The sequence below is a fragment of the Streptomyces sp. NPDC005576 genome, from assembly GCF_042871745.1.
GTDB lineage: Bacteria > Actinomycetota > Actinomycetes > Streptomycetales > Streptomycetaceae > Streptomyces.
Map to the genome: position 1 here is coordinate 212682 of NZ_JBIAJC010000010.1, position 25838 is coordinate 238519.

Annotated in this window: 22 protein-coding genes and 1 tRNA gene; 8 read left to right on the forward strand and 15 right to left on the reverse strand. The window is 68.7% G+C overall.

Annotation, left to right across the window (positions count from 1 at the left end):
- Nucleotides 1–232: 232 nt before the first annotated feature.
- Complete coding sequence (locus ACFYPN_RS19755; protein ID WP_389299699.1) at nucleotides 233–808, forward strand: ATP-binding protein; 576 nt, start codon at nucleotides 233–235, stop codon at nucleotides 806–808.
- A 36-nt stretch (nucleotides 809–844) separates the two neighbouring features.
- Here the strand turns inward: ACFYPN_RS19755 and ACFYPN_RS19760 are convergent, their stop codons facing one another.
- Complete coding sequence (locus ACFYPN_RS19760; protein ID WP_389299702.1) at nucleotides 845–2323, reverse strand: aminopeptidase P family protein; 1479 nt, start codon at nucleotides 2321–2323, stop codon at nucleotides 845–847.
- A gap of 261 nt (nucleotides 2324–2584) precedes the next feature.
- A complete protein-coding gene (locus tag ACFYPN_RS19765; protein WP_389299705.1) occupies nucleotides 2585–4069 on the reverse strand; it encodes a PP2C family protein-serine/threonine phosphatase in 1485 nt (494 codons plus the stop codon).
- 835 nt (nucleotides 4070–4904) lie between these two features.
- On the opposite strand from ACFYPN_RS19765, the gene ACFYPN_RS19770 reads away from it, so the two are divergent.
- Complete coding sequence (locus ACFYPN_RS19770; RefSeq protein ID WP_358759597.1) at nucleotides 4905–5570, forward strand: bifunctional DNA primase/polymerase; 666 nt, start codon at nucleotides 4905–4907, stop codon at nucleotides 5568–5570.
- A 978-nt stretch (nucleotides 5571–6548) separates the two neighbouring features.
- Here ACFYPN_RS19770 and ACFYPN_RS19775 read toward each other — a convergent pair.
- The 3 genes from ACFYPN_RS19775 to ACFYPN_RS19785 all read right to left on the reverse strand — a co-directional run bounded on the left by ACFYPN_RS19775 (nucleotide 6549) and on the right by ACFYPN_RS19785 (nucleotide 9599).
- Nucleotides 6549–7517 (reverse strand): DUF5926 family protein, encoded by a 969-nt coding sequence (locus tag ACFYPN_RS19775; RefSeq protein ID WP_358759599.1) that lies wholly within the window; start codon nucleotides 7515–7517, stop codon nucleotides 6549–6551.
- 481 nt (nucleotides 7518–7998) lie between these two features.
- A complete protein-coding gene (locus tag ACFYPN_RS19780) occupies nucleotides 7999–8706 on the reverse strand; it encodes an ATP-binding protein (protein WP_389299708.1) in 708 nt (235 codons plus the stop codon).
- A 65-nt stretch (nucleotides 8707–8771) separates the two neighbouring features.
- A complete protein-coding gene (locus ACFYPN_RS19785) occupies nucleotides 8772–9599 on the reverse strand; it encodes a glycerophosphodiester phosphodiesterase (protein ID WP_358759601.1) in 828 nt (275 codons plus the stop codon).
- 360 nt (nucleotides 9600–9959) lie between these two features.
- On the opposite strand from ACFYPN_RS19785, the gene ACFYPN_RS19790 reads away from it, so the two are divergent.
- The 4 genes from ACFYPN_RS19790 (at nucleotide 9960) to ACFYPN_RS19805 (ending at nucleotide 14925) form a co-directional block, all read left to right on the forward strand.
- Nucleotides 9960–11597 carry a trypsin-like peptidase domain-containing protein gene (locus ACFYPN_RS19790; protein WP_358759602.1) on the forward strand — a complete coding sequence of 546 codons (1638 nt, stop codon included), beginning with the start codon at nucleotides 9960–9962 and terminating at the stop codon, nucleotides 11595–11597.
- Nucleotides 11598–11650: 53 nt separating this feature from the next.
- Nucleotides 11651–11740, forward strand: a tRNA-Ser gene (locus ACFYPN_RS19795).
- Between the two features lie 239 nt (nucleotides 11741–11979).
- Nucleotides 11980–14502, forward strand: a complete 2523-nt coding sequence (locus ACFYPN_RS19800) for an AAA family ATPase (protein WP_358759604.1) — start codon at nucleotides 11980–11982, stop codon at nucleotides 14500–14502.
- Nucleotides 14503–14925, forward strand: a complete 423-nt coding sequence (locus ACFYPN_RS19805; RefSeq protein WP_358759606.1) for a hypothetical protein — start codon at nucleotides 14503–14505, stop codon at nucleotides 14923–14925.
- A 2-nt stretch (nucleotides 14926–14927) separates the two neighbouring features.
- Here ACFYPN_RS19805 and ACFYPN_RS19810 read toward each other — a convergent pair whose 3' ends face one another.
- The 8 genes from ACFYPN_RS19810 to ACFYPN_RS19845 all read right to left on the reverse strand — a co-directional run bounded on the left by ACFYPN_RS19810 (nucleotide 14928) and on the right by ACFYPN_RS19845 (nucleotide 21318).
- Nucleotides 14928–16307: a site-specific integrase gene (locus ACFYPN_RS19810; protein WP_358759608.1), complete on the reverse strand. Its 1380-nt coding sequence runs from the start codon at nucleotides 16305–16307 to the stop codon at nucleotides 14928–14930.
- Nucleotides 16301–16504, reverse strand: a complete 204-nt coding sequence (locus ACFYPN_RS19815) for a helix-turn-helix domain-containing protein (protein ID WP_358759610.1) — start codon at nucleotides 16502–16504, stop codon at nucleotides 16301–16303. Before ACFYPN_RS19815 ends, ACFYPN_RS19810 begins: the two co-directional genes overlap by 7 nt.
- On the reverse strand, nucleotides 16495–17961 hold the full coding sequence (locus tag ACFYPN_RS19820) for a replication initiator (RefSeq protein WP_358759612.1): 1467 nt from the start codon (nucleotides 17959–17961) through the stop codon (nucleotides 16495–16497). Before ACFYPN_RS19820 ends, ACFYPN_RS19815 begins: the two co-directional genes overlap by 10 nt.
- Before the next feature lie 138 nt (nucleotides 17962–18099).
- Entirely contained in the window at nucleotides 18100–18846 is a 747-nt protein-coding gene (locus tag ACFYPN_RS19825) for a DUF2637 domain-containing protein (protein WP_358759614.1), read from the reverse strand.
- Between the two features lie 6 nt (nucleotides 18847–18852).
- Nucleotides 18853–20304 carry a cell division protein FtsK gene (locus ACFYPN_RS19830; RefSeq protein WP_358759616.1) on the reverse strand — a complete coding sequence of 484 codons (1452 nt, stop codon included), beginning with the start codon at nucleotides 20302–20304 and terminating at the stop codon, nucleotides 18853–18855.
- Complete coding sequence (locus ACFYPN_RS19835; protein ID WP_358759618.1) at nucleotides 20301–20699, reverse strand: hypothetical protein; 399 nt, start codon at nucleotides 20697–20699, stop codon at nucleotides 20301–20303. The genes ACFYPN_RS19830 and ACFYPN_RS19835 overlap by 4 nt, the downstream gene beginning before the upstream one ends.
- Complete coding sequence (locus tag ACFYPN_RS19840; RefSeq protein ID WP_358759620.1) at nucleotides 20696–20941, reverse strand: hypothetical protein; 246 nt, start codon at nucleotides 20939–20941, stop codon at nucleotides 20696–20698. The genes ACFYPN_RS19835 and ACFYPN_RS19840 overlap by 4 nt, the downstream gene beginning before the upstream one ends.
- The gene (locus ACFYPN_RS19845) at nucleotides 20941–21318 is read right to left on the reverse strand and encodes a hypothetical protein (RefSeq protein WP_358759622.1); all 378 of its coding nucleotides are present in this window, start codon (nucleotides 21316–21318) and stop codon (nucleotides 20941–20943) included. Before ACFYPN_RS19845 ends, ACFYPN_RS19840 begins: the two co-directional genes overlap by 1 nt.
- Nucleotides 21319–21482: 164 nt before the next feature.
- Here ACFYPN_RS19845 and ACFYPN_RS19850 point away from each other — a divergent pair, with 164 nt between their 5' ends.
- A complete protein-coding gene (locus ACFYPN_RS19850) occupies nucleotides 21483–22022 on the forward strand; it encodes a GntR family transcriptional regulator (protein WP_358759624.1) in 540 nt (179 codons plus the stop codon).
- 1745 nt (nucleotides 22023–23767) lie between these two features.
- Here ACFYPN_RS19850 and ACFYPN_RS19855 read toward each other — a convergent pair.
- A complete protein-coding gene (locus ACFYPN_RS19855; RefSeq protein WP_358759625.1) occupies nucleotides 23768–24412 on the reverse strand; it encodes a hypothetical protein in 645 nt (214 codons plus the stop codon).
- Between the two features lie 107 nt (nucleotides 24413–24519).
- Here ACFYPN_RS19855 and ACFYPN_RS19860 point away from each other — a divergent pair, with 107 nt between their 5' ends.
- Nucleotides 24520–24786 (forward strand): hypothetical protein, encoded by a 267-nt coding sequence (locus ACFYPN_RS19860; protein ID WP_358759627.1) that lies wholly within the window; start codon nucleotides 24520–24522, stop codon nucleotides 24784–24786.
- Between the two features lie 144 nt (nucleotides 24787–24930).
- Here ACFYPN_RS19860 and ACFYPN_RS19865 read toward each other — a convergent pair whose 3' ends face one another.
- Complete coding sequence (locus tag ACFYPN_RS19865) at nucleotides 24931–25797, reverse strand: GNAT family N-acetyltransferase (RefSeq protein WP_358759629.1); 867 nt, start codon at nucleotides 25795–25797, stop codon at nucleotides 24931–24933.
- Nucleotides 25798–25838: the final 41 nt, after the last annotated feature.

Consider the following 25838-nt stretch of genomic DNA (forward strand, 5'->3'; position numbering starts at 1 on the left):
GCGGGAAGCGGAACTGTTGCACGAGATGCAGAACGTGACGGGTGGGACGGTCGTTGTAGCTGGTGGCAGAGGTGTGCAGGCCTCGTGGGTTCGGCCCGTGGGGCCGGGCATACACCGCAAGCGGAATATTCGCGTCCGCCGAATGAGGGCCATCACGGAGGAACCGTGCTTACGGTGTGCCCTCCACGGCAATACGTATCGGTATGTCGAGCCGCAGCCAGGAGGCTGGAGCATGAGCATGTGGTGGTCACTCCATTTGCGGCGCGAAGCCGCGAGCGTTCCGCTCGCCCGTCGATTCCTCCTCGGCAGCATGGAGACGGCGGGCGTGGATCCGGACATCTCGTACGACTTGTCGGTCGCGCTCACCGAGGCCTGTGCCAACGCCGTGGAACACGGCGGGGACCGCTCCGACGACTTGGGGGGCCTGGGGGATCTCCGGGATCCCGGAGGTGCGCCCCCCGGCCGGGCCGCCACCGACCGGCCCACGGGCGTCTGTGATCAGTACCGGGTCACCGCCTATCTGGACGGCGAGACGTGCCGTATCGAGGTCGCGGACTCCGGACCGGGCTTCCCCGCCCGGCGCGCCCTCTGCCCCGCGGCACATCCTTCCGATACCGCCGGCGCGCCGGCGACCAGGCCGGAGTGCGCCTCCGACCCGTGGGACGTGGCCGAGAGCGGCCGCGGCCTCGGGCTCATCAAACAGCTCGCCGACCACGTCCACATCGGCAACCGGCCGGGACGCGGCACCGTGGTGAGCTTCGACAAGACCTTGAAATGGCGCGAGGGCGCGCTGCTCATGGTCTCCTGAGCGGCGCGCCCCGGCGCGGTTCCCGTGCGGTGGGCGTCAGCCCTTGAGGCCGGCCATCCAGGTCTCGATCTCGTCGGCGCCGCGCGGCAGCTTGTCGGAGAGGTTCCGGTTGCCGTCCTCGGTGACGAGGATGTCGTCCTCGATCCGGACGCCGATGCCGCGGTACTCCTCCGGCACCGTCAGGTCGTCGGTCTGGAAGTACAGACCCGGCTCCACCGTCAGGCACATGCCCGGTTCCAGCGTGCCGTTGACGTACGTCTCGGTGCGCGCGGCGGCGCAGTCGTGGACGTCCATGCCGAGCATGTGGCCGGTGCCGTGCAGGGTCCAGCGGCGCTGGAGGCCCAACTCCAGGACCTTCTCGACGGTCAGGTCGCCGAGCAGGCCCCACGCGACGAGGTGCTCGGTGAGCACGCGCTGCGCGGCGTCGTGGAAGTCGCGGAAGTCGGCGCCGGGCTTCACGGCGGCGATGCCGGCCTCCTGCGCCGCGTGGACCGCGTCGTAGATCTTGCGCTGGAGCGGCGAGAAGGTGCCGCTGATCGGCAGGGTCCGCGTCACGTCGGCGGTGTAGAGCTCGTTGGTCTCCACGCCGGCGTCGAGCAGCAGGAGTTCGCCGGAGCGGACGGCGCCGTCGTTGCGGACCCAGTGCAGGGTGGTGGCGTGCGGGCCTGCGGCGCAGATCGAGCCGTAGCCGATGTCGTTGCCCTCGATGCGGGCGCGCAGGAAGAACGTGCCCTCGATGAAGCGCTCGCTCGTCGCCTCGGCCTTGTCGAGCACCTTCACGACGTCCTCGAAGCCGCGCGCGGTGATGTCGCACGCCTTCTGGAGCTCGGCGATCTCGAATTCGTCCTTCACCAGGCGCGCCTCGGAGAGGTACACCCGCAGTTCCTCGTCGCGCTCCGCGGTGACCTTGTCGGTCAGGGCGGTCTCGATGCCGGCGTCGTAACCCCGGACGGCGCGGACGGGTCCTGTGGCCTCCTTCAGCGCGGCGGCGAGCTCGCGGACGTCCTTCGCGGGGAGGCCCAGCACCTGCTCGGCCTCGGCGAGGGAGTGACGGCGGCCGACCCACAGCTCGCCCTGGCCGTCGAGCCAGAACTCGCCGTTCTCACGGTCGGAGCGCGGCAGCAGGTAGACGGTCGCGTCGTGGCCGTCCTCGCCGGTCTTCGGCTCCAGGACGAGTACGCCGTCCTGGGTCTGGTCACCGGTGAGGTAGGCGTACTCGGTGGCGGCGCGGAACGCGTACTCCGTGTCGTTGGCGCGGGTCTTCAGGTGGCCCGCGGGGACGACGAGGCGCTCGCCCGGGAAGCGCGCGGAGAGAGCGGCGCGGCGGGCGGCGGTGTGCGCGGCCTGCGGCAGCGGCGCGAGGCCGTGCAGCTCGGTGTCGGCCCAGCCCGACTTCATGTTCTCGGCGAGCTCGTCGGAGACGGCCGGGTACAGGCCGTTCTTCCGGGTCTTGACCGGCTCGGTCTCTTCGGTCGCTTCGGTTTCCGGGGTCTCCGGGGTGAGCTCGTCGGACACGATTTGTCTCTCCTTGCTACGACACTGGGCTCCACCATCGTACGGGCGTACGGAAGGGGGCCCAGGGGCGAAGGGCCTCTTACCGCAGGGGTACGGACCCGAGCGTACGGAGGCCGGAGAGCGTGGCTGATCAGCACGGATGCAGGAAGCGGACGGATTGATTCCGGTAAGCATCCCCGGAGAGCGCTCGCGAGAGCCTCCCCGGGGAAGCGCATCGGAGAGCCGGGACGCCGGGCGGCTTCGGCGGGCGACGCCGACCGGTCAGTCGAAACGCACCGCGAGGAGCACCACGTCGTCCGTGCGGTCGGCGGAGGTGTTCCCGGGCAGCAGGGTGCGCAGTACGTGGTCGGCGATCGCCTCCGGGTCGCGGCGGGCGGCCCGCGGCACCCCGGCGGCGGCGGCGTGCAGTCGTGCGAACGCCCGGTCCGTCGAGTCGCCGGTGCGGCGCAGCAGCCCGTCGGTGTAGAGGAGAACGGTTTCGCCCGACTCGGGGGTGAATTCCACGCTCGGCGCCTCCCAGCAGGCCAGCATGCCGAGCGGGGCGGAGACGGTGGTCTCGACGAACGCGGTGCGCCGGTCGCCGATCACGAGCGGCGGGGCGTGCCCGGCGCCGGCCAGCACGACCCTGCGTAGCGCCGGTTCGCAGTACGCGAAGAGCGCGGTCGCGGTACGTGCGGGTTCGGTGAGACGGAGCAGCAGCTCCAGGTCCGAGAGGACCGCCACCGGGTCCTCACCCTCCATGACGGCGTACGCACGCAGCCCGGAGCGGAGCCGCCCCATCGCGGCCGTCGCCCCCGGGCCGGAGCCGCCGGCGGCTCCCACGGAGAGGCCGAGCGCGCCGTCCGGAAGCGGCAGAGCGTCGTACCAGTCGCCGCCGCCGCCCGGTGCGGGGCGGTGACGGGCGGCCAGCCGCACGCCGGGGACGCGTGGCAACCTGCTCGGCAGCAGTTCCTCGGCGATGACGGCCAGGTCGGACCGGGCGTGTTCGAGTTCGAGGAGGCGGGCCAGGTGTTCGGCCGCGTACCTCCCGTAGAGGCCGACGAGGTGCTGTTGCCGTTCCAGGGGTTCGGCCGGTTCGTCGTAGAACCAGACGGCCGCGCCGAGCCGGGCACCGGACCGGCAGGCGAGGGGCAGGGCGTAGCTGGCGGCGTATCCGAGCTGTTCGGCGACCTCGCGGTGGCGGGGGTCGAGGTCCGCCTCGGCGAGGAGGTCCGGGGTGCTCAGCGGTGCGGTGGCGCCCGGCGGTCCGTCGAGGACCCGGCCGTGGGGGGTGGCGGCTCGCGGGACGGTCTCGATGACGCCGAGGTCGGCGTGGCCGAGACCGAGGCCGATGGTGGTGTGCGGGCCCCGCCCGTCGTCGGGTTCGAGGGCCAGGAGGCCGCGGCGCGCGCCGACGAGGGCCGCGCCGGCGCTCAGCAGCTCCGGGAGCGCGGTGTCGAGGGTGTGGGTACCGGCCAGCCGCTCGGTGAGTTCGTGGAGGGTGGTGAGGTCGGAGACCCATCCGGCCAGGCGGTCCTGGAGGAAGGCGGCCGGTGCGGGCGGCACCGTGGTCAGCGGTTCCGGAGTGTGCGTCGAAACCGGAACAGTGGGATTGATTCCAGCCATTTTTGGCAGGTGTCGGGCGCTCATGGCCTCCGGCTTTCCGACCGGCGAGTTCCGTCGAATAGCATCGCAAACCCCCCTGTCATTCTGCGCCACTATCAAGGCATCCACATGTACACGTACAAGTAAGGCGATGTCCAGCATTGTCCAAGCGAGACTCCTGGTGTCCGCGAGGTACTCAACTTGGCTGAAAAATGCCGCAGGCGGCAGGTATTTGCGGTCGACTGGTCGAGTTCTCAGGGCAGTGCCCTTCGGGGTGTTGTGCGGGCCGGAGCGTCATTCCGGTCTTGCTGGGTACGTAATCGTTGAAGCGTGGGGCAGTTGGGGCCGCTCCGGAACCCGGCGACGGGAGCGGGCGTCCTCGTCCGTGAGGCCACCGCCCGGGGGCGGCGGGACCTCGCTCCGGGCGGCGCGTGCGCGGCGTGGCTCTTTCTCGTCCCGCCGCGGCTGGATCGCACGAGGTGGTCCGGCTCTCGACAGCTCGACTCCGCAAGACCGTTCGACTCAGGCTCGGTCCGGTTCGCTCCGTCGCGCTCGGCCCGGTGCCCGCCACACGCCGGCGGTGCGGTCCGGTGAGCACGCGCGGTCACGAACGCCCAGCGAAGAACGCACGCGAAGAACGCACGGCGAAGAACGCAGCACGGCGAAGAACGTACGGCCATGGAATTGCACCGCCATGGGAACGCACGGCCATGAATGCACGGTCGTGGAAGCACTGTCGTGCACGCGCGGTTCAGGTCCGCGCGGTGATCCACGCAGAGTGATCGGCGCAGAGCGACGCACGGCTCGTGAAGCGCGCACCTTGATCCACGCACGATGATCCACGCTCGATGATCCCGCGCGGCAATCCACGCACGACGATTGCGCACGGTGATCAACCCAGTGATCTACGTCGGTCAGAGTCGCCGTCGTTGCGAAGCAGTGCGATACGCGGGCGGCGACGTGGACCTCGGCGTTCAACGGAAAGGAACGAGCGCTCATGCGCGAGATCCCCGGAAGGCGACGCGGGAACCGGTTCCGGCGTGGGGGCGGCACCGCTCAGCTCGACGCGGCGCTGACCTGCGCCATCGACCGGCAGTGGCCCGTCCTCCCCGGTGTCGGGTTGTCCGCGGCCCGGAGCGGCTGCGCCTGTCCCGACCCCGAGTGCGTGGTACCGGGCGCACACCCCTTCGATCCCGGCCTGCTCGCCGCCACCACGGACGAGCGCATGGTGCGGTGGTGGTGGACCGGGCGGCCCACCGCCCCGGTGCTGCTGGCCACCGGCGGCCGTGCGCCGTGCGCCGTGAGCCTGCCGGCGGTGAGCGGCGCGCAGGCGCTCGCGGTACTGGACGCGCGGGGCATGAGGCTCGGGCCGGTGATCGCGACGCCGACCCGGTGGGCGCTGCTGGTACGCCCGTACACCCTGGAGCGCCTCGGCGAGCTGCTGCACGCCCAGGAGTGGGTGCCCAGTTCGCTGCGTTTCCACGGTGAGGGCGGTTATCTGGCGGTGCCGCCCGAGGGGAAGAGCGAGAGCCAGGTGCGCTGGGAGCGGCCGCCTTCTGCGGGGAGCGCCGCGCCGTGGCTGCCGGACGTCGGGGCGGCCTTGGACGCGCTCGTGGCGGCGAGTACGGGTGCGCCGGACGGCGGGAGCCGGCTCGCCTACTGAGGGACGGACGCGGCGAACCGTAAGAGGCGTCCATGTCGGGTGATCCGGCCATTTCGTCACTTCCCCGACCGAGGAGTCGCTCGGTCGGCCATGCGGAGAGCGTCACCCAGTGCATTCCGGGGTGCCTTCCGAGGTGGCTTCCCCGTGTGACTTCCGGTGCGACTTCCGGTGCGACTTTCGACGGAGCCCCCTGGCCGCGGGATTTTGGGCCGGGGGGGGAAGGGGGTCGGGCCATGCGAATTCTTGACCGACTTTTCGAGCCCGGCTGCCTTTCTGGAATGTTTCCCCTGTTCCCGGCTCCTGAATACCTGTCGAATAAGGAATGCAGCTCCGGACTTCCGTCCGTTTCCGGTGCAGGGCGCGTGATGCAGGTGCACGTTACGACGTGACGGATACGCAGGGGACGCACAGGGGGCGCACAACTCTCGTATGCGGTAACCCGCGTGAGGTGACGTCGACCGGGCGGCCGGAGTGTCGGCGTGCCGTTCTGCGGGGCGGCCACCGGGGGCGGCGGGGCGGGAGAGGGTTCGCGGTCGTGCGGCGACGCGGGGGCGGCTGACGCCTCGGCGGACCGGTGGCTCCCGGCGCTCGTGGCCCGGCGCATACCGAGGGTGGCTCGGCAGGGGTGCGGCAAAGGGCCGCCGCGCGGGGCGGGTTGGGGCCGGAGCGCCAGGCGTTCGCGACACGGGTGCGTGGGGTGAACCGGTCGGTGTCCGGCCTTCGTGCGGGAGGCGTGAGGGGCAAGGCCCTCGTGCGCGGGGCGGCGGGCCGCTCACGGCTTCGCCGCGGGCCGGGCCGTACCCGGAATGGAGACGCCCGATCGCTGGCGACGGGGGATGCACCAGCGACCGGGCTTTCAGAACCGTAACAAGAGATCTGCCGTTCGCAAATTCGATCTCGCCTATTCGGGCGGGGATTTACTCGTCGGCGCGGCTCGTTGTGACGCGAGTCACCGGTCGGACTCGCGGTTCGTCACTGTCAGCTGAGCGTCACTTGGCGGTTGGTGAGCCCACCACGCGCCCGGCGCTCCTCGGCGGTCAGCGGAGCCTCGGAGGCCAGCGCCCCGGCCAGTCGCTCGGCGAACTCGGCCGCGGGCTTCTCGCACTCGTCGGCGGTCATCGCACTCGGCAGGTCCCACACCGGGACGACGAGACCGTGCGCGCGGAACGAACCGACCAGCCGCGTCCCCTCGCCGAGCGAGGTACCGCCGGCCGCGTGCAGCCGGGCGAGCGCGTCGAGGAGCTTCTCCTCGGGATGCGGCATGACCCAGCGCAGGTGGTTCTTCTCCGGGGTCTCGCACCAGTACGCGGCGTCCACGGAGGAGAGCAGCGAGGTCGGGATGGCGGCGGCGTTGGCGCGCTCCAGGGAGGCGGTCACCTCGGCCGTGGCGTTCTCCGCGTCCGGCACCCAGAACTCGAAGCCCGAGTGGACGACGGGCTCGAACGGCGCGTCCGTCGCGAGCAGGTCCTGCAGGCGCGGACCGTCGGCGGCGATCCGGCGGGCGGCGACCGGCGTGCCGGGCGCAACCTCCAGCGCCTGCTGGAGGGCGTCGGCCAGACCACGGCTGAGGTCACCGGTGGAGGTGTCGTTCTGCAGGGCGAGAAGGATGGAGCCGTCGTCGCGGCGGAGCGCCGGCCAGGCCATCGGCAGCACGGTTGCGAGCGTGACGGACGGGACGCCCTCGGGCAGTCCGTCCTTCAGCGTCAGCGGGACGGTCGCGGCGGGTACCAGCTCGCGCAGCGCGACCCAGTCGCACTCCCCGGGCAGCCCCTCGAACGGGCGCTGGACCAGCTCGGTGACCGCGTGCGCGGCGGTGCGCCCGTGACACGCCTTGTACCGGCGTCCCGAACCGCAGGGGCAGGGCTCGCGGGCCCCGACGACGGGGATCTCCCCGTCCTTCACCTGCGGCTTCGCGGCCTTGGTCGTCTGAGGGCGCTTCTTGGCCATGGTCGGCATTCTCCCGGGTGCGACGGTGCGGTCGGAGAGCCTGCCGGGTGACCTGCGGTCGGACGGGGGACGCGGTCCGGTGCGTGCGGTTCCGGGCGGCGGAATGTCCTCGTAGCGGAGCTACTGGGGCATTCCGCCGACGCGGAAAGCGTGCGTGCCGGGGCGTGGCCGCCCGGTCAGAGGTCGCCCGACAGGCTCTGAAGCGCGAGCCTAGTGCCTCCCGCGCCCCGGACCCGACCGCCGTCCGCGTCTTCGGGGGGCGCCGTCGGCACATGTCCCGGTACATGGTTCCGGTGTCTGGTTCCGGTGTTTGTTCCCGTGGGTGGTTCCCGTGGGTGGTCCCGGTGGATGGGTCCGGTACGGGGGGTGAGGTGCCGGGCTCCGTCGTCCGGCTCTGCCGCCGGGGTGTGCCCGGCTGTGTCGTACGGCTGTGTCGTCGTGCCGTACAGCGGTGCGGCGCTGCGGTGCGCTCGCTCCGTCTTCAGCTCGCGTCGTCCAGGGCGGACAGTCCGTCGAGGTCCAGGTCCTCGAAGCCGGAGAGGCCGTCGAATCCCGGCAGCCCCGCGAATCCTGGAAGCCCTTCGAGACCCGGGCGCCCGTCACCGGTGTTCAGCCGGGTGAGGCCGTCGAGGCCGTCGAGCCCCTCCACCTCGTCCGGCCGCTCCTCCGCCGCCACCAGTGCCCAGACCGTGACCTCGCCCGGGGCGTCGTCCCTGACGCCCCACTTCTCGGAGAGGGCACTGATGATGTTCAGCCCGCGTCCGCCCCGAGCCGTCACCGAGGGGGTGGAGGGGGTGGGCCGGGTGGGCCCGCCTCCGTCCGTGACCTCCACGGTCAGGCCGCCCCGGCGGTCCACGCGCCAAGCGGCGCGGACGTCGCCGTCACCGACGTCCACGTGTTGTCCCAGCGGTCTGCCGTGCCGGCAGGCGTTGCTGAGGAGTTCGGACAGGATCAGGACCGCGTCGTCGACGACTGCGTCCGAGACCCCGTTGTCCCGTAGTTGTGCGCGCATACAGTGTCGCGCCTGCCTCACGCCCGCAGGACCGTGGGAAACGGCCATGCTCGACGACGTGGGCACTTCTTGTGCCACCACCAACGTCACCCCCGAGACCTCCTTTGCCCCACGCCACGAAGGGGATGCCCCTCTGAGCTGCGCCGGAAACCGTTTTGGGTATCTCCGGTGACGCACTCGTAACGGCTCGACACGCGCTGAACGCGCCGGTGCACTCCGCGTGAGGGGTCCGGAGGCGGTCGTCAGAGACGTCCGAGCTGGGAAAGGACCTGTTTCGGGCGATTGGTGATGATCGCCTCGATTCCCAGCTCGGCGCAGAGGGCCACGTCCTCCGGCTCGTTCACGGTCCAGACGTGCACCTGGTGGCCGGCGCGGTGCAAACGGCGGACGTAGTCGGGGTGGTTGCGTACGATCCGGATCCCCGGCCCGGCGATCCGCGCCCCGGCGGGCAGCCGCCCGTCCCGCAGCCGGGGGGTGAGGAACTGCATCAGGTAGACGGTGGGCAGGGTGGGGGCCGCCGTGCGGACCCGGTGCAGGGACCGGGCGGAGAAGCTCATGACGCGTACGGGCGAGGGGCCCTCGGCCGGCGGCGCGTCGAGGCCGAATTCGTTGAGCAGCCGCAGCAGCCGCTCCTCGACCTGTCCGGCCCATCGGGTCGGGTGCTTGGTCTCGATGGCGAGTTGTACGGGCCGGCCCGCCGCCCGTACCTCGGTGACCAGTTCCAGCAGGCGTTCCAGGGTGAGTACGGAGGCGAGTTCGCCGGGCACCGGATCCCAGTCCGGGGACTCGTCGCGGTCCTTCCACGAGCCGAAGTCGAGCGCGGCGAGTTCCGAGAGTTCGAGCGCGGAGACCGCGCCCCGCCCGTTGGAGGTGCGGTTGACCCGGCGGTCGTGCACGCAGACGAGCTGTCCGTCGGCGGTGAGCCGGACATCGCACTCCAGCGCGTCGGCGCCGTCTTCGATGGCTTTCCGGTAAGCGGCCAGGGTGTGCTCGGGGGCGTCGTCAGAGGCTCCGCGATGGGCCACGACCTGGATGGGAGGCGAGCTGGAGGGCTGTTGCGCGTCGGTCACCGCGTCATGGTGTCACCGCGACGCGCGGGCCGTGCACTCCTCAGCGGTGCCCCCGCTTTCGGACGGGTGTGCGCCGACGGTTGCGGCACCGCGCCGCCCGGTCGAAACCTGCACACAGATCCGGTCTGTGGATGCGCCCCCGCCCTGGCTGCACCGCATCCGACACCGCCCGCCGATCCACCACGAAGTGCGGGACCGCCTGAGTACCGGGAGTGCCGTTTTGTCTGATGTAAAGATTGGTGTGCGGATGCACAGGTCCTGCTTACAGTGGCCTGACGTGTTCTGGGCAAAGCTTGGGTCCAGAACACTGCAGAGCGGATCTCTTGCCGAATGCCGAGTGGAACCGAGGAGTAAAGAGCTGTGAGCACCGAGAACGAGGGCCACGAGGGCGCCGCGGTCCCCGCCGTACCGCCCGCTCCGTCAGTACCTCCCGTGCCGGCCGCCGCTCCTGAGGACCCCCGCCGGGAGACCTCCCCGAGGCCCGAGGCACCGGCGACGGCACATCAGGAAGACGCGGCTCCGGCGGCGCACGGCTCCACCGGACCCGCCGCACACGCCGAGCCGCCCCAGGAACCGCCGTACGCGGATGGTCGGGCCGACGACTCCTCCCCGTCGGTCGAGCCCGCCGGACCGTACGGCACCCCTCCCGCGCCGGGCTACCCTGCGCCGCACACGCCCGCGCAGGCGCCGCACACGCCCGCGCCCGGCTACCCGGCCCCGCAGGCCGCTCCGGCGTACCCGGCGCCGCACACCGCCGCGCCCGCGGGTTCGTGGCCGCCTCCGGCCCCGCCGGCCGTACCGGCGTACGCCGGCGGTGGCGACGGCAACGGCGGCGCGGTCTGGGGCGCCTCCGCCGAGCAGACCCCCAAGGGCCCCGGCAAGCGCCGGGCGGGCGGGTTCGTCGCCCTGGTCGCCGCGACGGCGCTCGTCGCCGGCGGCATCGGTGGCGCGCTGGGCTTCTGGGCCGCGGACAGCAACGACGACGGCTCCACCGGTTCGACGACGATCAGCGCCGCGGACAGCCCGAAGGCACTCAAGCGCGCCGACGGCACGGTCGCGGGGGTGGCCGCCAAGTCCCTCCCCAGCGTGGTCACGATCGACGCCAAGAACGGCGACGGCGAGGGCGGCACGGGCACCGGCTTCGTGTACGACAAGGAAGGCCACATCCTCACGAACAACCACGTGGTGGCCTCCGCGGCGGAGAACGGCGAACTGACCGCGACCTTCTCCAACGGCAAGAAGTACGAGGCCGAGGTGGTCGGCCGCGCCGAGGGGTACGACGTCGCGGTCATCAAGCTGAAGAACGCGCCGTCCGGTCTGAACCCGCTGGCCCTCGGCAACTCCGACAACGTGGCGGTCGGTGACTCGACCATCGCGATCGGCGCCCCGTTCGGCCTGTCCAACACGGTCACCACCGGCATCATCAGCGCCAAGAACCGCCCGGTCGCCTCCAGTGACGGTTCCTCCTCCAGCAGCAGCTCCTACATGAGCGCCCTGCAGACGGACGCCTCGATCAACCCGGGCAACTCCGGCGGCCCGCTGCTCGACGCCACCGGCGCGGTCATCGGGATCAACTCGGCCATCCAGTCGACCGGCAGCAGCGCCCAGACCCAGGCCGGCTCCATCGGCCTCGGCTTCGCCATCCCGATCAACCAGGCGAAGAACGTCGCCGAGCAGCTCATCAAGACCGGCCAGCCCGTCTACCCGGTCATCGGCGCGACGGTCACCATGTCGGAGAACGGCGACGGCGCGGTCATCTCCGACCAGGGCTCGTCCGGCACCTCGGCCGTAGCCGCGGACGGCCCGGCGGCCAAGGCGGGCCTGAAGGCGGGCGACGTCATCACCAAGTTCAACGACACCCCGGTCGACAGCGGACCGACCCTCATCGGCGAGATCTGGACCCACAAGCCGGGCGACCGGGTCACGTTGACCTACGAGCGCGACGGCAAGGAGTCCACCGTCGAACTCACCCTGGGCGAGCGCAAGGGCGACAGCTGACCGGCTAGGCTGTAGGCCGTTCCCCGGCGGCGACGCGTCGCTCCGGGGACCGGGGTGGGTTGCCCGAGTGGCCTAAGGGAACGGTCTTGAAAACCGTCGTCGCAGCGATGTGACCGTGGGTTCAAATCCCACACCCACCGCCAGGTCAGAGAACGTGCTGATCAGAAGGGGTGTCCCGATTGAGGGGCACCCCTTCGGCATGGGTCCTGTCTCACCCTGGATCGCCTGTGTGCCGCTTTGGATCATCGTGTGTGGACCAGGCGTGGACCACCACGTGCGCATCAGGCGGAGGGGAAGGGAATCGGGCAAAAACCCATGCACCAGCTTTAGTTACCTGGGTAGCATCGCAAATCGCAAGGAGCGTTCTGCACAGGGAGCATCGGTGGACCCTCATCGTCACACGGCTACCAGTTCGGCCCCCGATGGCGGTCACGCCCGATCCTCGGCCGGCTCTAGCGAGCTGAGCCTCCTCACGTATGCGGACCTTGCCGAGGAAAGCAAGTTCGCACAGGCTCGTGCGAACAGCCCCCAGAAGAGGCAGGCTTGGGGGAACCTTCTCGCTCTGATCGAAGAGATCGGAGGAACGGGGAGAATCGATGCATGGGATCCTACGCGTGGCCTTTCATGGGACCTCGTTTCACTGAGGATCGAGGGTTTTCAGGGCGCCACTGTTCCTTTTTTCTTCCAGTTCGACCCGACGCCTGGCGTGACCATTCTTCACGGGCCTAATGGGTCTGGGAAGTCGAGCATCTCTGATGGGATTCGGACGGCGCTTTCGGGTCGATCGGACTGGTGGGCGGCTGTTGCTCCGGCGACTGCAAGAAGCGGGAAGAGTCCACTATGGGAGAAAGTGAACTGTGCCCGCGATGCAGAAGAATCTACGGTTGAAGTCGTTCTAACGCGAGGTGAAGAGTCACTTCGACTTACAGCTCGAATCGGCAAGGATGGGCAGGTTAATAACTTCGATTCCATCCGTGAGCTTTCCAGCGGGGGAGTTGCGAGTTTTGAAATCTCGGAGACCCCCTGGAGTTACGCCGTGGAATCTCATCCGCCGGTGTTTTCGTATGCCGATGTAGAGAGGCGTGTGCAGCAGCACGAAGATCTTCAGAGGTACATTGAGAATCTGCTCGCGCTCGGTGGCTGCTTTGATCACCTGGAACGTCGCGTTGAGGAGATCAGTTCTTCCGCAACTGCTAGTCGTAAGCGTCTCGCAGCCGCACTCAAGAGCGCCAAGGAGAGAGTGGCAAGGGTAGACGCCCACTTCTTGGAACTCGAACCGCAGCACCATCTTCCAGACATGTCCTGGAGTGGGGATGTGGGCGACATACGGGCCTGGCTGACTGAGAACGGCCTCACCGAAGTCGGAGCAGCGCTACCTGAGGTTACAGCGGCTGGAATCGAAAGACTGGATGCTTCGCTGCGCGATGTCGACCGTGCTCTGGAGTTGGTGCTAGGGGACGTTCCTACAGTTCACCATCGTCTGGCGGTTCACCTGACTTCTCTCCATTCAGAGGTCGAGCAGGTTGCTAACTGCGGATACATCTGCCCGGTCTGCGACAGCGAGGTTTCCGATTGGGTGCAGCGCCTTGCCGATAACCTGGCAAGTGTTACAGAGACAGCCCCCAGGAGAAATGCGGCAAACGCCTCACTGAAGGCACTTCGCGGAGCCGTTGAGATCATCCCGATGGTTCTCGACATAGTCTCAGGCGTAGCAGATTTCGATGAACCATTGCTCGACGGTTTCCGATCTGAGTACGCGGCTCTTCTGGCGACATTTGAGGCGTACGGCGAACAGCCTGTTGCCCCTGTAGTGACAAGATTCCTCGGAATTCGAGCGAAACTTTCAGGAGAGTCCTGGAAGGGTCTTTATAGTAAGGCGATCGAGCTGAGTGATATTTCCGCTCAGTGGCGACGGGGGCGTAGGGCGACGCTAGAGCCATACATCGCGGCCTGGGAGCAGGAGAATGAGGAAGCTGAGTCTGCTCCCCTCTGGGAGGCGACACGCAAGTGTATCGGTGAACTTGAGGACCGTCTCCGTGCTGGCCGCACTGTGCGTTTCGAAGGAAAGGCCGGCGTACAGGTAGAGCGTCTACTAAAAGATGCTGGAATCGTCCTGGAATCGGTAAGCCTCAAGCGGACGCGAGCTGAAATCTCCGTACAGGGAGCTGACGGGAACAAGCTGGAACTTGCCATGCTGAGCGCGGGGCAGAGAAATGCCTTCTTGCTTGCTCCGCTGTTTGCGACGGCTGGTTCTGGACCCTTCAATTTTCTGATCCTCGACGATCCCGTCCATTCGTTCGATGAAATCAGGGTTGACAGGCTCGCCGCTGTGATCTCCGACCTGGCCAAGGGGAGGCGCGTCATCGTTCTAACTCACGATGAGCGTTTGAAGGAGCATCTTCTGGCACGGAGTCATGTGTGCGAGGCGTGGGTCGTGAGTCGTGATGGGATCCGGGGAGAGATTTCTGTTGAGAAGACCGACGAGCTTTGGCGGGTCCTTATTAGGGATGCGGAGTCGGTATGGCAGTTCTCACCCAAGGTGTCGTCTACGGGATACCTCAATGAGGTTCAGATTATTCGAGGGTTGTTGCGGCAGGCGCTGGATGATGCGTTGAGGCAGTGCATCGTTCGATACTCGCTTTTCTCTGGGGAGAACGTGGCTACGTCGCTGGGGCTTCTGGATGGAGCGATGACAACCACCAAGCGACTCGATGCAGCTAAGCAGATCATCTCTTTGGATCCGGCTCTTTCTCACCCTGTCGACAAGGCTCGGCAAGCGTGTGGGCATCACATCGCCAAGTGGAACAGCGCTGCACATGGCGGAGAAGAAGCGAAGGCCGATCTGAAGTTGGAGATCAAGGCAGGGCTTGATGCATGCTCGACGCTTGGTGAGTGGGATTTCTGAATGGATGTGACCGACCTCTCGTTGCGTAGAATCAAGGTTCTGGAGTTGAGGCTTCGGATCGAGAGGGTCTCGTCTGATGCCTACAAGCTTGTCTGCAAGCCGGATCGGCCTCCGACAATTTCAAACGGTGCGGATGCTCAACTAGCCTTTGTGCTCGGCCTTGTCGAGCAGGGTAGCTATGGAGAGGTTCTTGGCGTAATTAGACTGTCTCGCCATATCTACAAGAAGTCATCGGATATTTTGCATGGTCGCTCAGGTCTTCTGAATGCTTCCTCTGTTGTTCTCGATGAGTGGGAATTCGTCGTATCCCGACTGGAGGGTTTTCTCGATCAATTCGTTGAGAGGCCCGAGGTTGGCGGGGAATCTGCCATCGCTATTCCTGCTCCGGCTGGAGAGGTGAGTGGGCAGGTCGCGTCGAAGTGACGCTAGAGCAAATGACTCTCAATCAGAGCGTTGTCTCTGTCTTCAGACCCATGTATTGCCTTGGCGTAGAAGCGGAAGAGGACCGCGATGCTGTGGCCGGCGCGGCGGGCGACCTCGGCCGGGGAGACACCGGACTCCAGCCAGAGGGAGACGCAGGCAGCGCGGAGTCCGTACGGGACTTCGGCGAGGGGCGTCTTGGCTTCCTGTTCGGTGAGGACGGACAGGCGAGCGGCCTTCCAGATGTCGCCGTACTCCTTGCTGAGCAGGCCGCCGTTCCGGACGGCCCGGAAGAGTCGTCCGTCCTCGGCCGTGCCGAACTCCTCGATGTGGTCACGGACCAGGTGGACGAGGACCGGGGGAATGGGCACCTCGCGGGTGGCCCGGCGGGCGCGCTTCTTGAGGCCGCGGGAGTCGTACGACTCGCCCGAGTCGGTCCAGCCGGAGCCGACACGCGCGGAGCTGGACGACAGGACGACTTGTCCCCATCCCTCCTCGGGCAGGGTGAAGTCCGAGGCCCGGAGGGTCACGGCCTCGCCGGGGCGGGTTGCCGCGTAGTAGATGCATCCGAAGAACGCCTTGAGGTGCTGGCCACGAACTCCCTGTACGCCCACGGCATCGATCAGCTTCCGGGCGAGAGCCGGGCCGGGTACGTAGCGGAAGTCGATCTCGTCGTCAGTGTCGGGCGGCGTCCAGTCCACCTTGGTCAGGGGCAGCGAGGGCAGGCGTTCCAACTCGACGGCGTAGCGGAGGCAGTTGCTGAACACGGGGACCTTGCGGTTCACCGTGTTGTCGGCCGCAGCGGTGCCGTCCATCTTGCGGGCCAGCGCGTCCAGGGCGGACCGCACGACGGCCGGTGTGTTCAGAGCCGAGATGTCGACGGACTTGCGGCCGATCCAGTCGAGGGCCGACGCGATGGCTTCTGGCGCTTCCTCGGCATCGGCGCGGGCCACGAGTTCGCCGTCCTGGTCGAGGACGAGCCGGAAGGCCCAGGAGTAGAGCGCGGCGCGGAGGACCCGGGGAGCGGGGGCCCCGCGGTTGTCCTTGACCAGGCGTGGGGTGACCGTGGCCAAAGCATCCGCGATGCTCGCGCGGTGCTTGGCCGAGGCGTTCGGCCACTTCATCGCCACGTACTCCCGAGCGTGGGCGTACCAGGTGGGGGACTGGGCCGCCAGGACTTCGGAGGCCGGCAGGCCAGTCTCGGTGTCGAACTGCTCGCGGTTGCGCAGCGCGGCGAGCAGTTCGGAACGTCGTCCGTCTGCCTGGGCCTTGATCTTGTAGCTCTTCGAGAATGGCTGAATGCCAACTCGCCAGCGCAGCTGATAGGCCGCAGCCCGGTCGGGCCGCTTGCGGATGCTCCAGATCTTCACGTCGTACGTCAGCACGCGGACACCTCGCAGCCCTCGAACCAGGAGTCGAGGTCGGCCCGGCGGATGCGGATCTGTCCGTTCGGGAGCTTGAGGCAGCGGGGCGCGTTCCCGCGAGCGCGAAGCCGGTAGAAGGCGGCCCGCGACATGCGCAGCTCGGTCAGCGCCTCTACGAGGGTCAGCATGCGGGTGGTCGGTGCGGCGGTCACTGCCATACCTCCCCTTCGGTCTTGGCCCGTTCCTTGTCAGCGCGGGTCTGGTCGATGTCGTGGCGGGTCTGGGCGGCGAGGAGTTCCTCGCCGGGGCGGTAGCCGGAGGCGAGGTAGGCCCAGGAAGACTCGGTGACGAGCACGGTGTCCGGGCCGGGGGTGGGGTGGCCGGCGCGAGTGCGGGCGGCGTCGGCCTGGGCGAGGCGCCAGGCGCGGCGTACGTCACGGAGGGCTCCGAGGGTGGTGGAGTAGGCGCGGGACTTGGTGGAGAAGTGGCCGCGGAAGCCGAGCATGTGGGCCCACTTGCAGAGCTTGAGGTCCGCGAATTCGGGCAGGCCGCCCAGGTCCCAGGCGGTGCGGATCATCTGCCGGACGTGCCGGTGGACGGGCAGGTCCCGGAGGGGTTCGGCTTGTCGGGAGCCTTCGCAGTCGGGGCAGAGGTCCTTCACACGTCCGCCGACCGTGCCCCGGCCGGAGCAGGTCCGGCAGACCAAGGAGCGGTCAACCGTGCCAGAGTCCTCGGCGCTCTTGGTGGCGTACTTGGCGACGTACCCGGCTACGGCCGAGTCGGTGAGTTCGCCGTCTCCCAGCGCGGTGATCTCCTGGACGTCGAGCATGGCGCCCCAGCGGATCTCCTGGTCTCCCACGGTGTCGGAGGTGACTGTGAGGGCGGTGCGGCGGACAGCGGCGCGGATGGCGTAGGTGAGGTCGTCCAGGCCTGCCCAGGCCGGCGGGGCGCTGGTGTGGCCGTCGGGGCCGTCGAAGCGGATGACGGCGTGGAAGTGGACCAGGCCGCGCTTCTGGTACTCGGCGACCTTGGCGAAGGACACGCGCAGGAGGTGCTTCATGTCCTTCTGGGTGATACGGAAGTGTGCGGCCAGGGCGCGGCGGAGGTTGAGGGTGAAGCGTGCCCACAGGGCCCCGGCGTGGGCGTTCCACAGCACGGCGCCGGTGTAGTCGTACGTCTTCGGGGTCAGCGGTGTGCCGAGTTCGGGGGCTTCCTCGGGGTGGTGGTCGCCGCAGCGGCAGGCGTGGGGCTTGCCGTCCTTGGTGGGGCGGTTGTGGACGGGGCCGAAGGAGGGGGCGGTGAGGGTGAGGAAGACGCGGGGGTGGGTGCGGACGGTCTCGGAGACGTCCTTGCCGCCGCAGAGTCCGGCGCGGACGAGGTGGTAGGTGTCGGCGGCGTAGGTGCGGGAGCAGGCGGGGCAGCGGGAGGTGCGGCGGTTGCCGCAGGTGGTCAGGAGCCGTCCGGTGGGCTCGTCACTGGTGGAGTACGAGCGGATCGTTTCGCCGGTGGCGGCGTTGCGGGTGGTGGTGTGGCCGACGAGGTTGATGGGGCGGGTGCAGCCGCGCAGGCGGGTGATCTGGTCGCGGGTGCGGTCGAAGTCGTCGAGGTTGGCCAGCTCGATCAGGTCCCGGATAGCGGGGCTGATCACGTGCCGCAAGTCGAGGTCACGGGGCATCGGCAAGAGGATCCTTTCCGCTGAGGAGAAGGGGGCCCCGGGCAGCACCACTGTCGGGGTGGGGTGCTGCCCGGAGGCATGACAGGCCAGGCCCGGGAGGGGCCGAGGGCGGAGAAGTGCGGGAGGCCGGCGGGAGGGTCAGGCCGACAGAGCCGCGTGCGTGGCGGTGGCGAGCGGCAGGGCGATGCCGAGGCGGGCGCGGAGCTGCACCGCAGTGATGGGTTCGCCGTGTGCGGCCAGGTGGGATGCGGCGATGGTGCGGGCCGCGTTCATCAGCGGCTCCGGCACCACAGGGGCCTGAGTCGGGGCGGTCTTCACCACGGGGGCCGGTGTGGCAGTGGTGATCGGAGCCGGGGCGGCGAGGTGCGGCGCGGGTTCGGCGACGGGTTCCGCTACGGCCGGGTTCGGCTCTGCGTCCGGCTCGGGAGCCGGTGCCATGATCGGTTCGGATGCTGGGACCGGCGCTGGAGCGGGGTCGGCGGGGGCGACGGCGTGGAAGTGCCTGAGCAGGGCGGGGCCCACCGAGCCCCAGCCGAGCAAGAGGAGCGGGGCCACGCTGTCGAGGGCGGCCCGGCCGTAGTGTCCGGCCAAGAGCGGGTGCGCGGTGTTGAGGGCGAGGGTCAGCAGGCCGGACAGGTGCATGAGGCGAGTCGCCGAGCGCAGGTCACCGGCGGGGACTCCACGCAGGGAGAGCGAGCGCAGCGCGACCAGGAGCCCGACCACCGACAGGTCCACCATAGGCGCGATCAGCGGGGCGATCGGGGCCGGGACTCCGAGCCTCAGGGCCAGGGCCCAGACGTTCCCGAAGGAGAACACGAACGCCAGGGCGGCGATCAAGATCATCACGATGGTGATGGTGCGCTGTGTCGTCCGGTCTTCCGTCAATGTAATTCACCTCCTTTCCTGGGGAGTTGGGAGCGGCTGTGAGGCTGGGGGCTCAGGCTGCGGCGGGGCGTCGTCCTCCGGGGACTCAGCCTTGTGCAGGCTGGGCGGGGTCAGCTTGGCCAGCAGTACCGTCGGGTCCTGGGTGAGGTGCGCGGTGGCGTTGGCGACGGCTGCGGCGTTGGCGGGGTCGAGGTAGGGCGTGCGGACACGGACGAAGCCGGGGCGCCCTTCGGCGGCCATGGACGCGACGCCCACGTACTGGGAACCCTGGAGGTTGATCGGGTCCATGTCCGGCCAGTTGCGGATGTCGTCCCCGAGCGCGGCGACCGATGCCTCGGTGGTGCGCTGGTAGAAGGACAGGGCAGCGCTGCACACGTCCCGGATCGAGGTGGGGATGGCGTCGCCGGTCGCCTTCTGGGTGGCCGGCACCGTGAAGATCCCGACCGACCGGCCACCCTTGACGAGTAGCCCCGTCAGGCGGATGTTCTCCGCCGCGAGGGCGGCGAGCGCGCGGGTCTCCTTGTCACTGCCCTTGTGATCGTGGAAGAAGGTGTGGGACTCGTCGATGACGACGAACACCAGCGGCCACTGCTCGCTGGGGCCGACATTCCACATGTTCGCCGTGCCCAGCACCCTCCGGGCCATCGTGGCACGGTCGTGCAGCAGCTTTACCAGCCGCCGCAGGAGTGCGTTGGCCTCATGCAGGTCATTGCCGGCGTGTGCGAAGACGCGGGGCAGCACGTCCGCGTAGTCACCGTGGGCGGCATCGGAGACCTTGCCGTCGAACAGCACGAACTGCACGGCCGGGGACGGCCCGAAGTAGGTGATCAGAGCCGAGAGCTGGTTGGACTTGCCGCCGCCGACACCGCCCGCGACGACCGCCCCCGACTTGTTCTTGAGCTCGATGTGGACCAGAGCTCCGTACTCGTCCCGGCCGACAGGCCATACCATCAAGTCGGCGGGCGGCTCCCCGGTCGGCACGTACTGGGTGTGGCCGGTCAGCGGGTCGAGGCGGATCGCCCTCAGGACCGCGTGGCCCGGCTTGCCCGCCTCGACGGCGACGCGGACGCAGCCCCAGGCATCGGCCAGGAACCGGGCCTTGTCCTGGAGTTCCTTGATCCCGACCCCCGGCAGCAGTTTGACGTGGACGATCACCCCGTACCTGTCCGGCCGGGTCTTGATCACCGGGACCAGCTCACGCGGCTTGGGCTCCGGGGCGTCCGTGCTGATGTTGAAGTAGGACAGCCAGGGCGGGGTGCGGTCGGTGACCGACAGGCCGGCCATCTTGGCCAGCCGCCCCCACGTCATCTTGATTTTGACGGCCTGCCGGATGCTGCGGCGCGTCTCCCGGTCGGCCCGCACGTAGCGGACAGTCTTGGCGGTGGCCCACACCATGAGCAGTACGGCGCAGACCACGGCCAACACCGGCGCCCAGCCGATGATCTCTTCCGGGCTCACTTCGCCCCCTCCATAGCCAGCTTGCCGTCACGGATGTTGATGTCCTGTCCGGCCTCAAGCCGTGCCAGAAGTGCGGTGGCCAGTGCCCGCCGCTTGGATCCCAGAGGCAGACCCGCCCCGTCGGACGCGGACCGCATCAGGTCCCACAGCACGCGAGTGCGCTCGCTGATCTGTTCGGAGTACAGGAACCAGTGGAGCGTCAGCTCCAGGTGCTCCAGGTCCCACTCATCGCCGAGCTCGGGATACCCGTGCGCCCGCAGCACAGCGTGCACGTCCATCAGCAGCCGCTCGCTGAACCGGGTGTCCCCCTCCTCGGGGAGAAGGACCGGGTAACCGGGAACCTCCGGGGTACCGGCCTCCCGAGCGGGGCCGCTGTTGATCTCTTCTGGAGTCATCGTGCCCTCCCCTTCCGGTGCTTGTTCATGTCCTCGATGGACGCCTTGATGTCCGCGCAGATCCCGTAGCCGTAGACCGACAGCCGGGCGTCATGGACCGCGTTGGTGACGTGCATCCGGGCGATCCAGTCCAGTTCGATCCCGTGAGCGGCAAAGACCGTCAACACGTCCTCGGACAGCGGCGAGGCCCCCTTGCCGCCGCCGGGCGGAGTGGTGGAACTCCGCCCGGCAGTGGCACCCATTACGCGGCCCTCTTGGCCGCCGACTCGGCCGCCGGAGCAGCCGCCGGGGCTGCCAGGTCCAGGCGCGAGACCCGGTAGGCGACGCCGTCGGAGAGGCTGCCGTTGAAGATGCGGGCCCACGGGGTGGCGATCAGCTCCACCGGACGGACCATGAGGCCCGGCGCCAGACCCGCCGGGACACCGGACTCCGGCACGGTGATCTTGAGGATCTCGGCGCGGCCCTCCGACATCTGCATGACGGTGACCGTGTGGAGGACCTCCCCCGTGTCGCGGTCGGTCGCAATCTCCCCCGTCTCCGGGTTCTTGATCTTCGGGGTGTTGCCGGTGCCGGTGATGTAGGTGTCGGTCGGCTTGACGAGGACCGGGATGCGAGCCATGCGTTCACTCCTGCGTTTCGGGGCCCCTGGTGGGGCCGACAGGAAGACGCTACCTCGCCCAGCTAGCCAGGTCAACAAAGAAAAGATGCGTGACCTAGCTATGTTGCGCTAGGTGGGTTGGCCGAACACGGGGTAGCTGGGCTAGGGGCCGCTAGGCTGGGGCCATGACGAAACGGCCCTCCAGCGACACGCGCCCTCCCTACCGGCGGGTCGCGGATGTGCTGCGCGACGAGATCCAGCGAGGCGTTCTACAGCCTGGCCAGCAGCTTCCCTCGCACCGTGAGCTGCAAGAGCGGTTCGAGGTCGCCAACATGACCGCCCGCAGTGCACTGCGCGTCCTGCGGGACGAGGGCCTGATCCACACGGTGCAGGGTCGGGGCAGTTTCGTCCTCGCGCCCGAGGGTGAAGGTGCTGGCGACGCCGAGCGTCCCGACGAGTCCACCGGTGACTACACCCCGCCGGCCTGGTACACGATGCAGGTCGGCCGCAAGGAGTTGTGGACCGGTCCCGGAGCTCCGGCCTCGCTGCGCGAGCTACTCAAGCGCGAGTCCAAGCCCGAGCCGGGGACGCTGACCCGGCCGGACGCCAGTCCGGAGTTCAACGCCCTGGCCCAGCAGGTAGAGGTCCTCACGCAGCAGGTCGACCAGCTCACACAGCTTTTCCAGCAGGTTCTTGAGGAAGTGCGGAAGCCGGACGCTTCATAGCACCCAGCGCGCTCGCCACCTCTTCCGCCAGCTGCCCCAACCGCTCAACCTGCTCGCCCAGCCGAGCCATGTACCCGGCCAGTACCTGCTGTTCGTGCTCGGTCATGCCCACCCCGTTCTTGCTGCGTGCGTGCGGTATCTCCTGTCGGATATTGCCCGGCGGGTGTGTCCGCAGCCCGTCCGGCCTGGCCAACCCTGAGGCATCTCTGCGGATTGCTCGACCCCTCGATCCGTGAGCTCCCGTGCCACGGGAGGGCATTTCCGCAGTGCCCGTCTCGGGAGCCCCCGATCCGGCTTCGCGTCCCGCCGGGCGAGCAGGGTGGACCCCCTCCGGCGACGCTTGCACCCGTTCCACCATGACCGTCTCCTTTCGTGCACTCGGACCGGTTTGGCCCTCTCGCCTGCTACAGGTGGGGAAAACGGCCCCGGTGTGACACCCCGTCCATGTGGTGCGCGTCACGATCAGCTCCCCCTCGCGGGCCTGGCTCCCTGGTCCGCGCTGACAAGCATCCGGAGAATCCCCGGTTTGGCTAACCGGCGATCGTCGGCTATGTTCGCCGGCCCGCAATCCCGGATCACGTATAGAGGTGCGAGAGACGCCCCGCGCGTGACCCCGTGCGAGGTGACCTGGATCACGCCTCCCGCGCCCGCGCGAAACGGGCCTCTCCCCCGGTGCGGCCAGTGCGGTCGACAAAACGAATAACTCACCCCGAACGTGCATGTAGCCCCTGTCTATGGATAACCCGACCAGAGGAGCCAACCACGGTTCACCTGTGGATAGTTTTCGCCGATTCCACGAACAGACCCAGGCAACAGCGGGCGAATAGGCGATTCAGATGATGAACCATGCAATCCATGGCAAAGCGGCCCACTCCTACCGGCCGACGCGGCCGAAGGGGTGAGCTGTCCAAAGTTTCTTTACTGGATCAAGGCGGCCCGCTGGCGCGGGCCGCGCGGCGCGGCGGCCCAGGCCGCCGCTGGCTCCATGTCTCCGCCACCGCCCGCGACGGCCCCCGCCCACTCGCGCCGCAAAAGCCCGAGAAGCGGGCAGCCAGACCTGCGGAGAACCCCGCCAGCTGTCCCACGGCGAGCACAGCTGGCAGGAGCGAGGTGCTCGCCAACTCTGCATCGGTCACGGCGGATTGCCGCTTCATCAGCTGTTCCCGGTGGCTGGCCTGCTGTCCATCCGTCAGGCGGGGCTGATGACAGCGCTCAGGCTGCAACGTGGCCGAGACCGTAACGGATTGGGGAAGCGTGGCTGGGGCCGGTGGGGGTTGCTGGAGGCACACGTGGCGGGCGCTTGTTCGGCGCACCCGCCGTCGTGGCTGATTTTCTGTGGCTGAGGTCGCCAACGGCATGGGTCGGCTGTAGGGGCTTGCGCTTCGTGGCGCACGCCGGGCAGTAGCGGTCCTCCAAAGCAGTCGAGCACGCCCTTCCGCAGTACGACTGGGACCCGGTCCTACGCCGCGATCAGTCCGCTCCGTGAGGCTGTCCCATCGCCTGGGTGCTGACCGTAGCGGTGACCTTCGCCCCGGGATAGCGCCCCTCCAGCTCCTTGACCAGGCTCTGCACCCGGCGGGGGGTCTCCCCCGGGCTGACGCCCCGCAACACGGGAAGTGGCGGCGATTCCTCGCCGTTGGACCAGGACCCTTCGATGACCAGGTCCGGGCCGATCAGCCGGGATCCTCGTTCCCGAGCCTCTTGGACTGCCCAGTCCGGCGGCGCCGTTCTCGACACCCTCAAGGTCAGGACGCGGCCGGCGTACCGTCCTTCTCGGATGGGCTCGGGAATCGCTGGCTGCGCGCGGCGCGGCTCCAGTGGGTGTCCGCGGCCGATCGGCCACAACCTGGGAGCGTGAAGCTCGCTGATGTAGGGCTGGAGGTACGGCCTGCCGGTTTCTGGGTTGATGGTCTTACGGGCCTGCTCGATCCAGCGCTCGTATTTGCGGGAGGGCTGCGCACGCTCATCCTCGGCTTCCACCAGAGGGAGGTCATAGACCTCCGAGATAGCGCGCTTCGGGAGAGGCCGAGATTGAGCGCGTAGTTGTACATCGTGCCGATGGTGGCGGCCCGCAACTGCACACCGTCCGTCTTCTTCTTGTGCGGTGTGGGAAGGGCCAGGGAGACCACCCAGATCGAGCTGCGGGGGAGTTCCTTGGCTGCCTCAGCCGCCTTCCTGATGCGCCGGACCAGTTCGGGGTCGTCGGTCGGTCGCCGGGCGTTGCTCCGGGTCCGAGGGGGCGGGATGTCCCGGACGGTGCGCGCGCTCCAGGTCGACCAAGCGATGTCGACCTCTATCACCCACCCTGGCCACCCGTAGAGATTCCGCAGGGTGACGCCGGTCTCGGTGAGGTCCATCTCGATCTCACCGAACCCCATCCCGAATGCCATACGGCCACTATCTCGCAAGCCCTCGTTCGGCACCGTCCCGGTCGTCCAGAGAACACCCCCGATTTTGTCGGGCAGGATCTCCCGACGATCGCAACGATGCTCGTGCCATGACCAACAGCAGTTCCACTCAGACGCCTTCCGCCCAGTCCCAGCAGTCCTACCCGGCTCCCGCAGGCCCGGCTGCCGCAGCCCTGCTCCCTCTCCTGATCCTGCTCTTCGTCCTCGTCATCCTCATCATTGGAGCCGGCCTGCTCTACGTGACGATCGCGCACCCCTCGCTCGCGACCCCGCTCACAGTCGCGGTCGCTGGCGTGACCCTCGTCGTCACGATCGCAGGTGCGATCGCCGCCTTCCTCGCCATCTCCAGGAGGTAGATTTCCGGCGCACAAATGGTGTGTTCTCACCGCCAGAGCAAACGAGCGAGCCTGGGACCGTGAACCGGTCCGAGGCTCGCTTCTGCTGCTTTGCCATCTGAGCACCTCCTCCTCGCCGACCAGAGAAAGCGGCGCGGCCCGGAGCTATGCGGCTGTGGTGTGGGTGAAGCCGAGGGAGGTGAGTCCTTCGGTCTGGCAGAGGTGGTCGGAGGGGCCGCCGACCTCGGTCTGGAGGAGTTGGTAGGCGGCGCCGTGGGACTGGCCCCAGTGCATGGCGGCCCGCCACAGGACGCGTCCGAGGCCCTGGCCCCGGGTTTCGGGCAGGACGGCGAAGTACTGGGGGAGGAGCTGGAGGCGTCCGACGGCGTCGGGTTGGATCTCCATGGGGCCGATCGCGCCCACGATGCGGTCGTCGACGGTGGCGGTGAGGACCGGGCCGCACCGGCCGGCCTGCATCTGTGTGTGGAGGAAGGCCAGGCCATCGCCCGCCATGGCCTCGGCGAACGGGGCGAAGGTCTCCTGCGCGCTGGTCGGCCAGGCGGTGACGGGGTGGACCGGACCGTCCGGGGCGGGGCAGGGGCCGGCGGTGAAGTCCTTCAGCTGGATGCGGATGCCCCGCGGGTGTGTGGTCTCGGGGCCGAGGGGGCGTACGACCCGGGCGTCGACCACATCGTGCGCGGCGGCGAGTTTGGCGGCCATCTCGGCGGCCTCCTCCACGTCGCTGTCGCGGAGCCCGTAGGCGAAGACTTTCACGGTGCCGCGTCCACGCTGGGTCAGGGTGGGGATGAGGGTGTGCTCGGGTTGGTGGACTACGTCCTCGCGGAGGACTTTCTCGTCCTTCTCGCCGCCCCAGCGCCGGTCCTTGTCGTAGGGCAGGAAGTCCCCGGTTTCGGCCGCTCGCAGTGTGTCCTCGAAGAGGTCGACGGTCAGGGCGTCGGGATGGACGGGACCGAGAGTGGGCACGATCGGCGCGGTCAGTTGGGGCCGGAGCCAGTCCCAGCGGAAGAACATGAGCGGCACCCTAGCGGTGGGACGGGCAGGGCCCAGGCCCC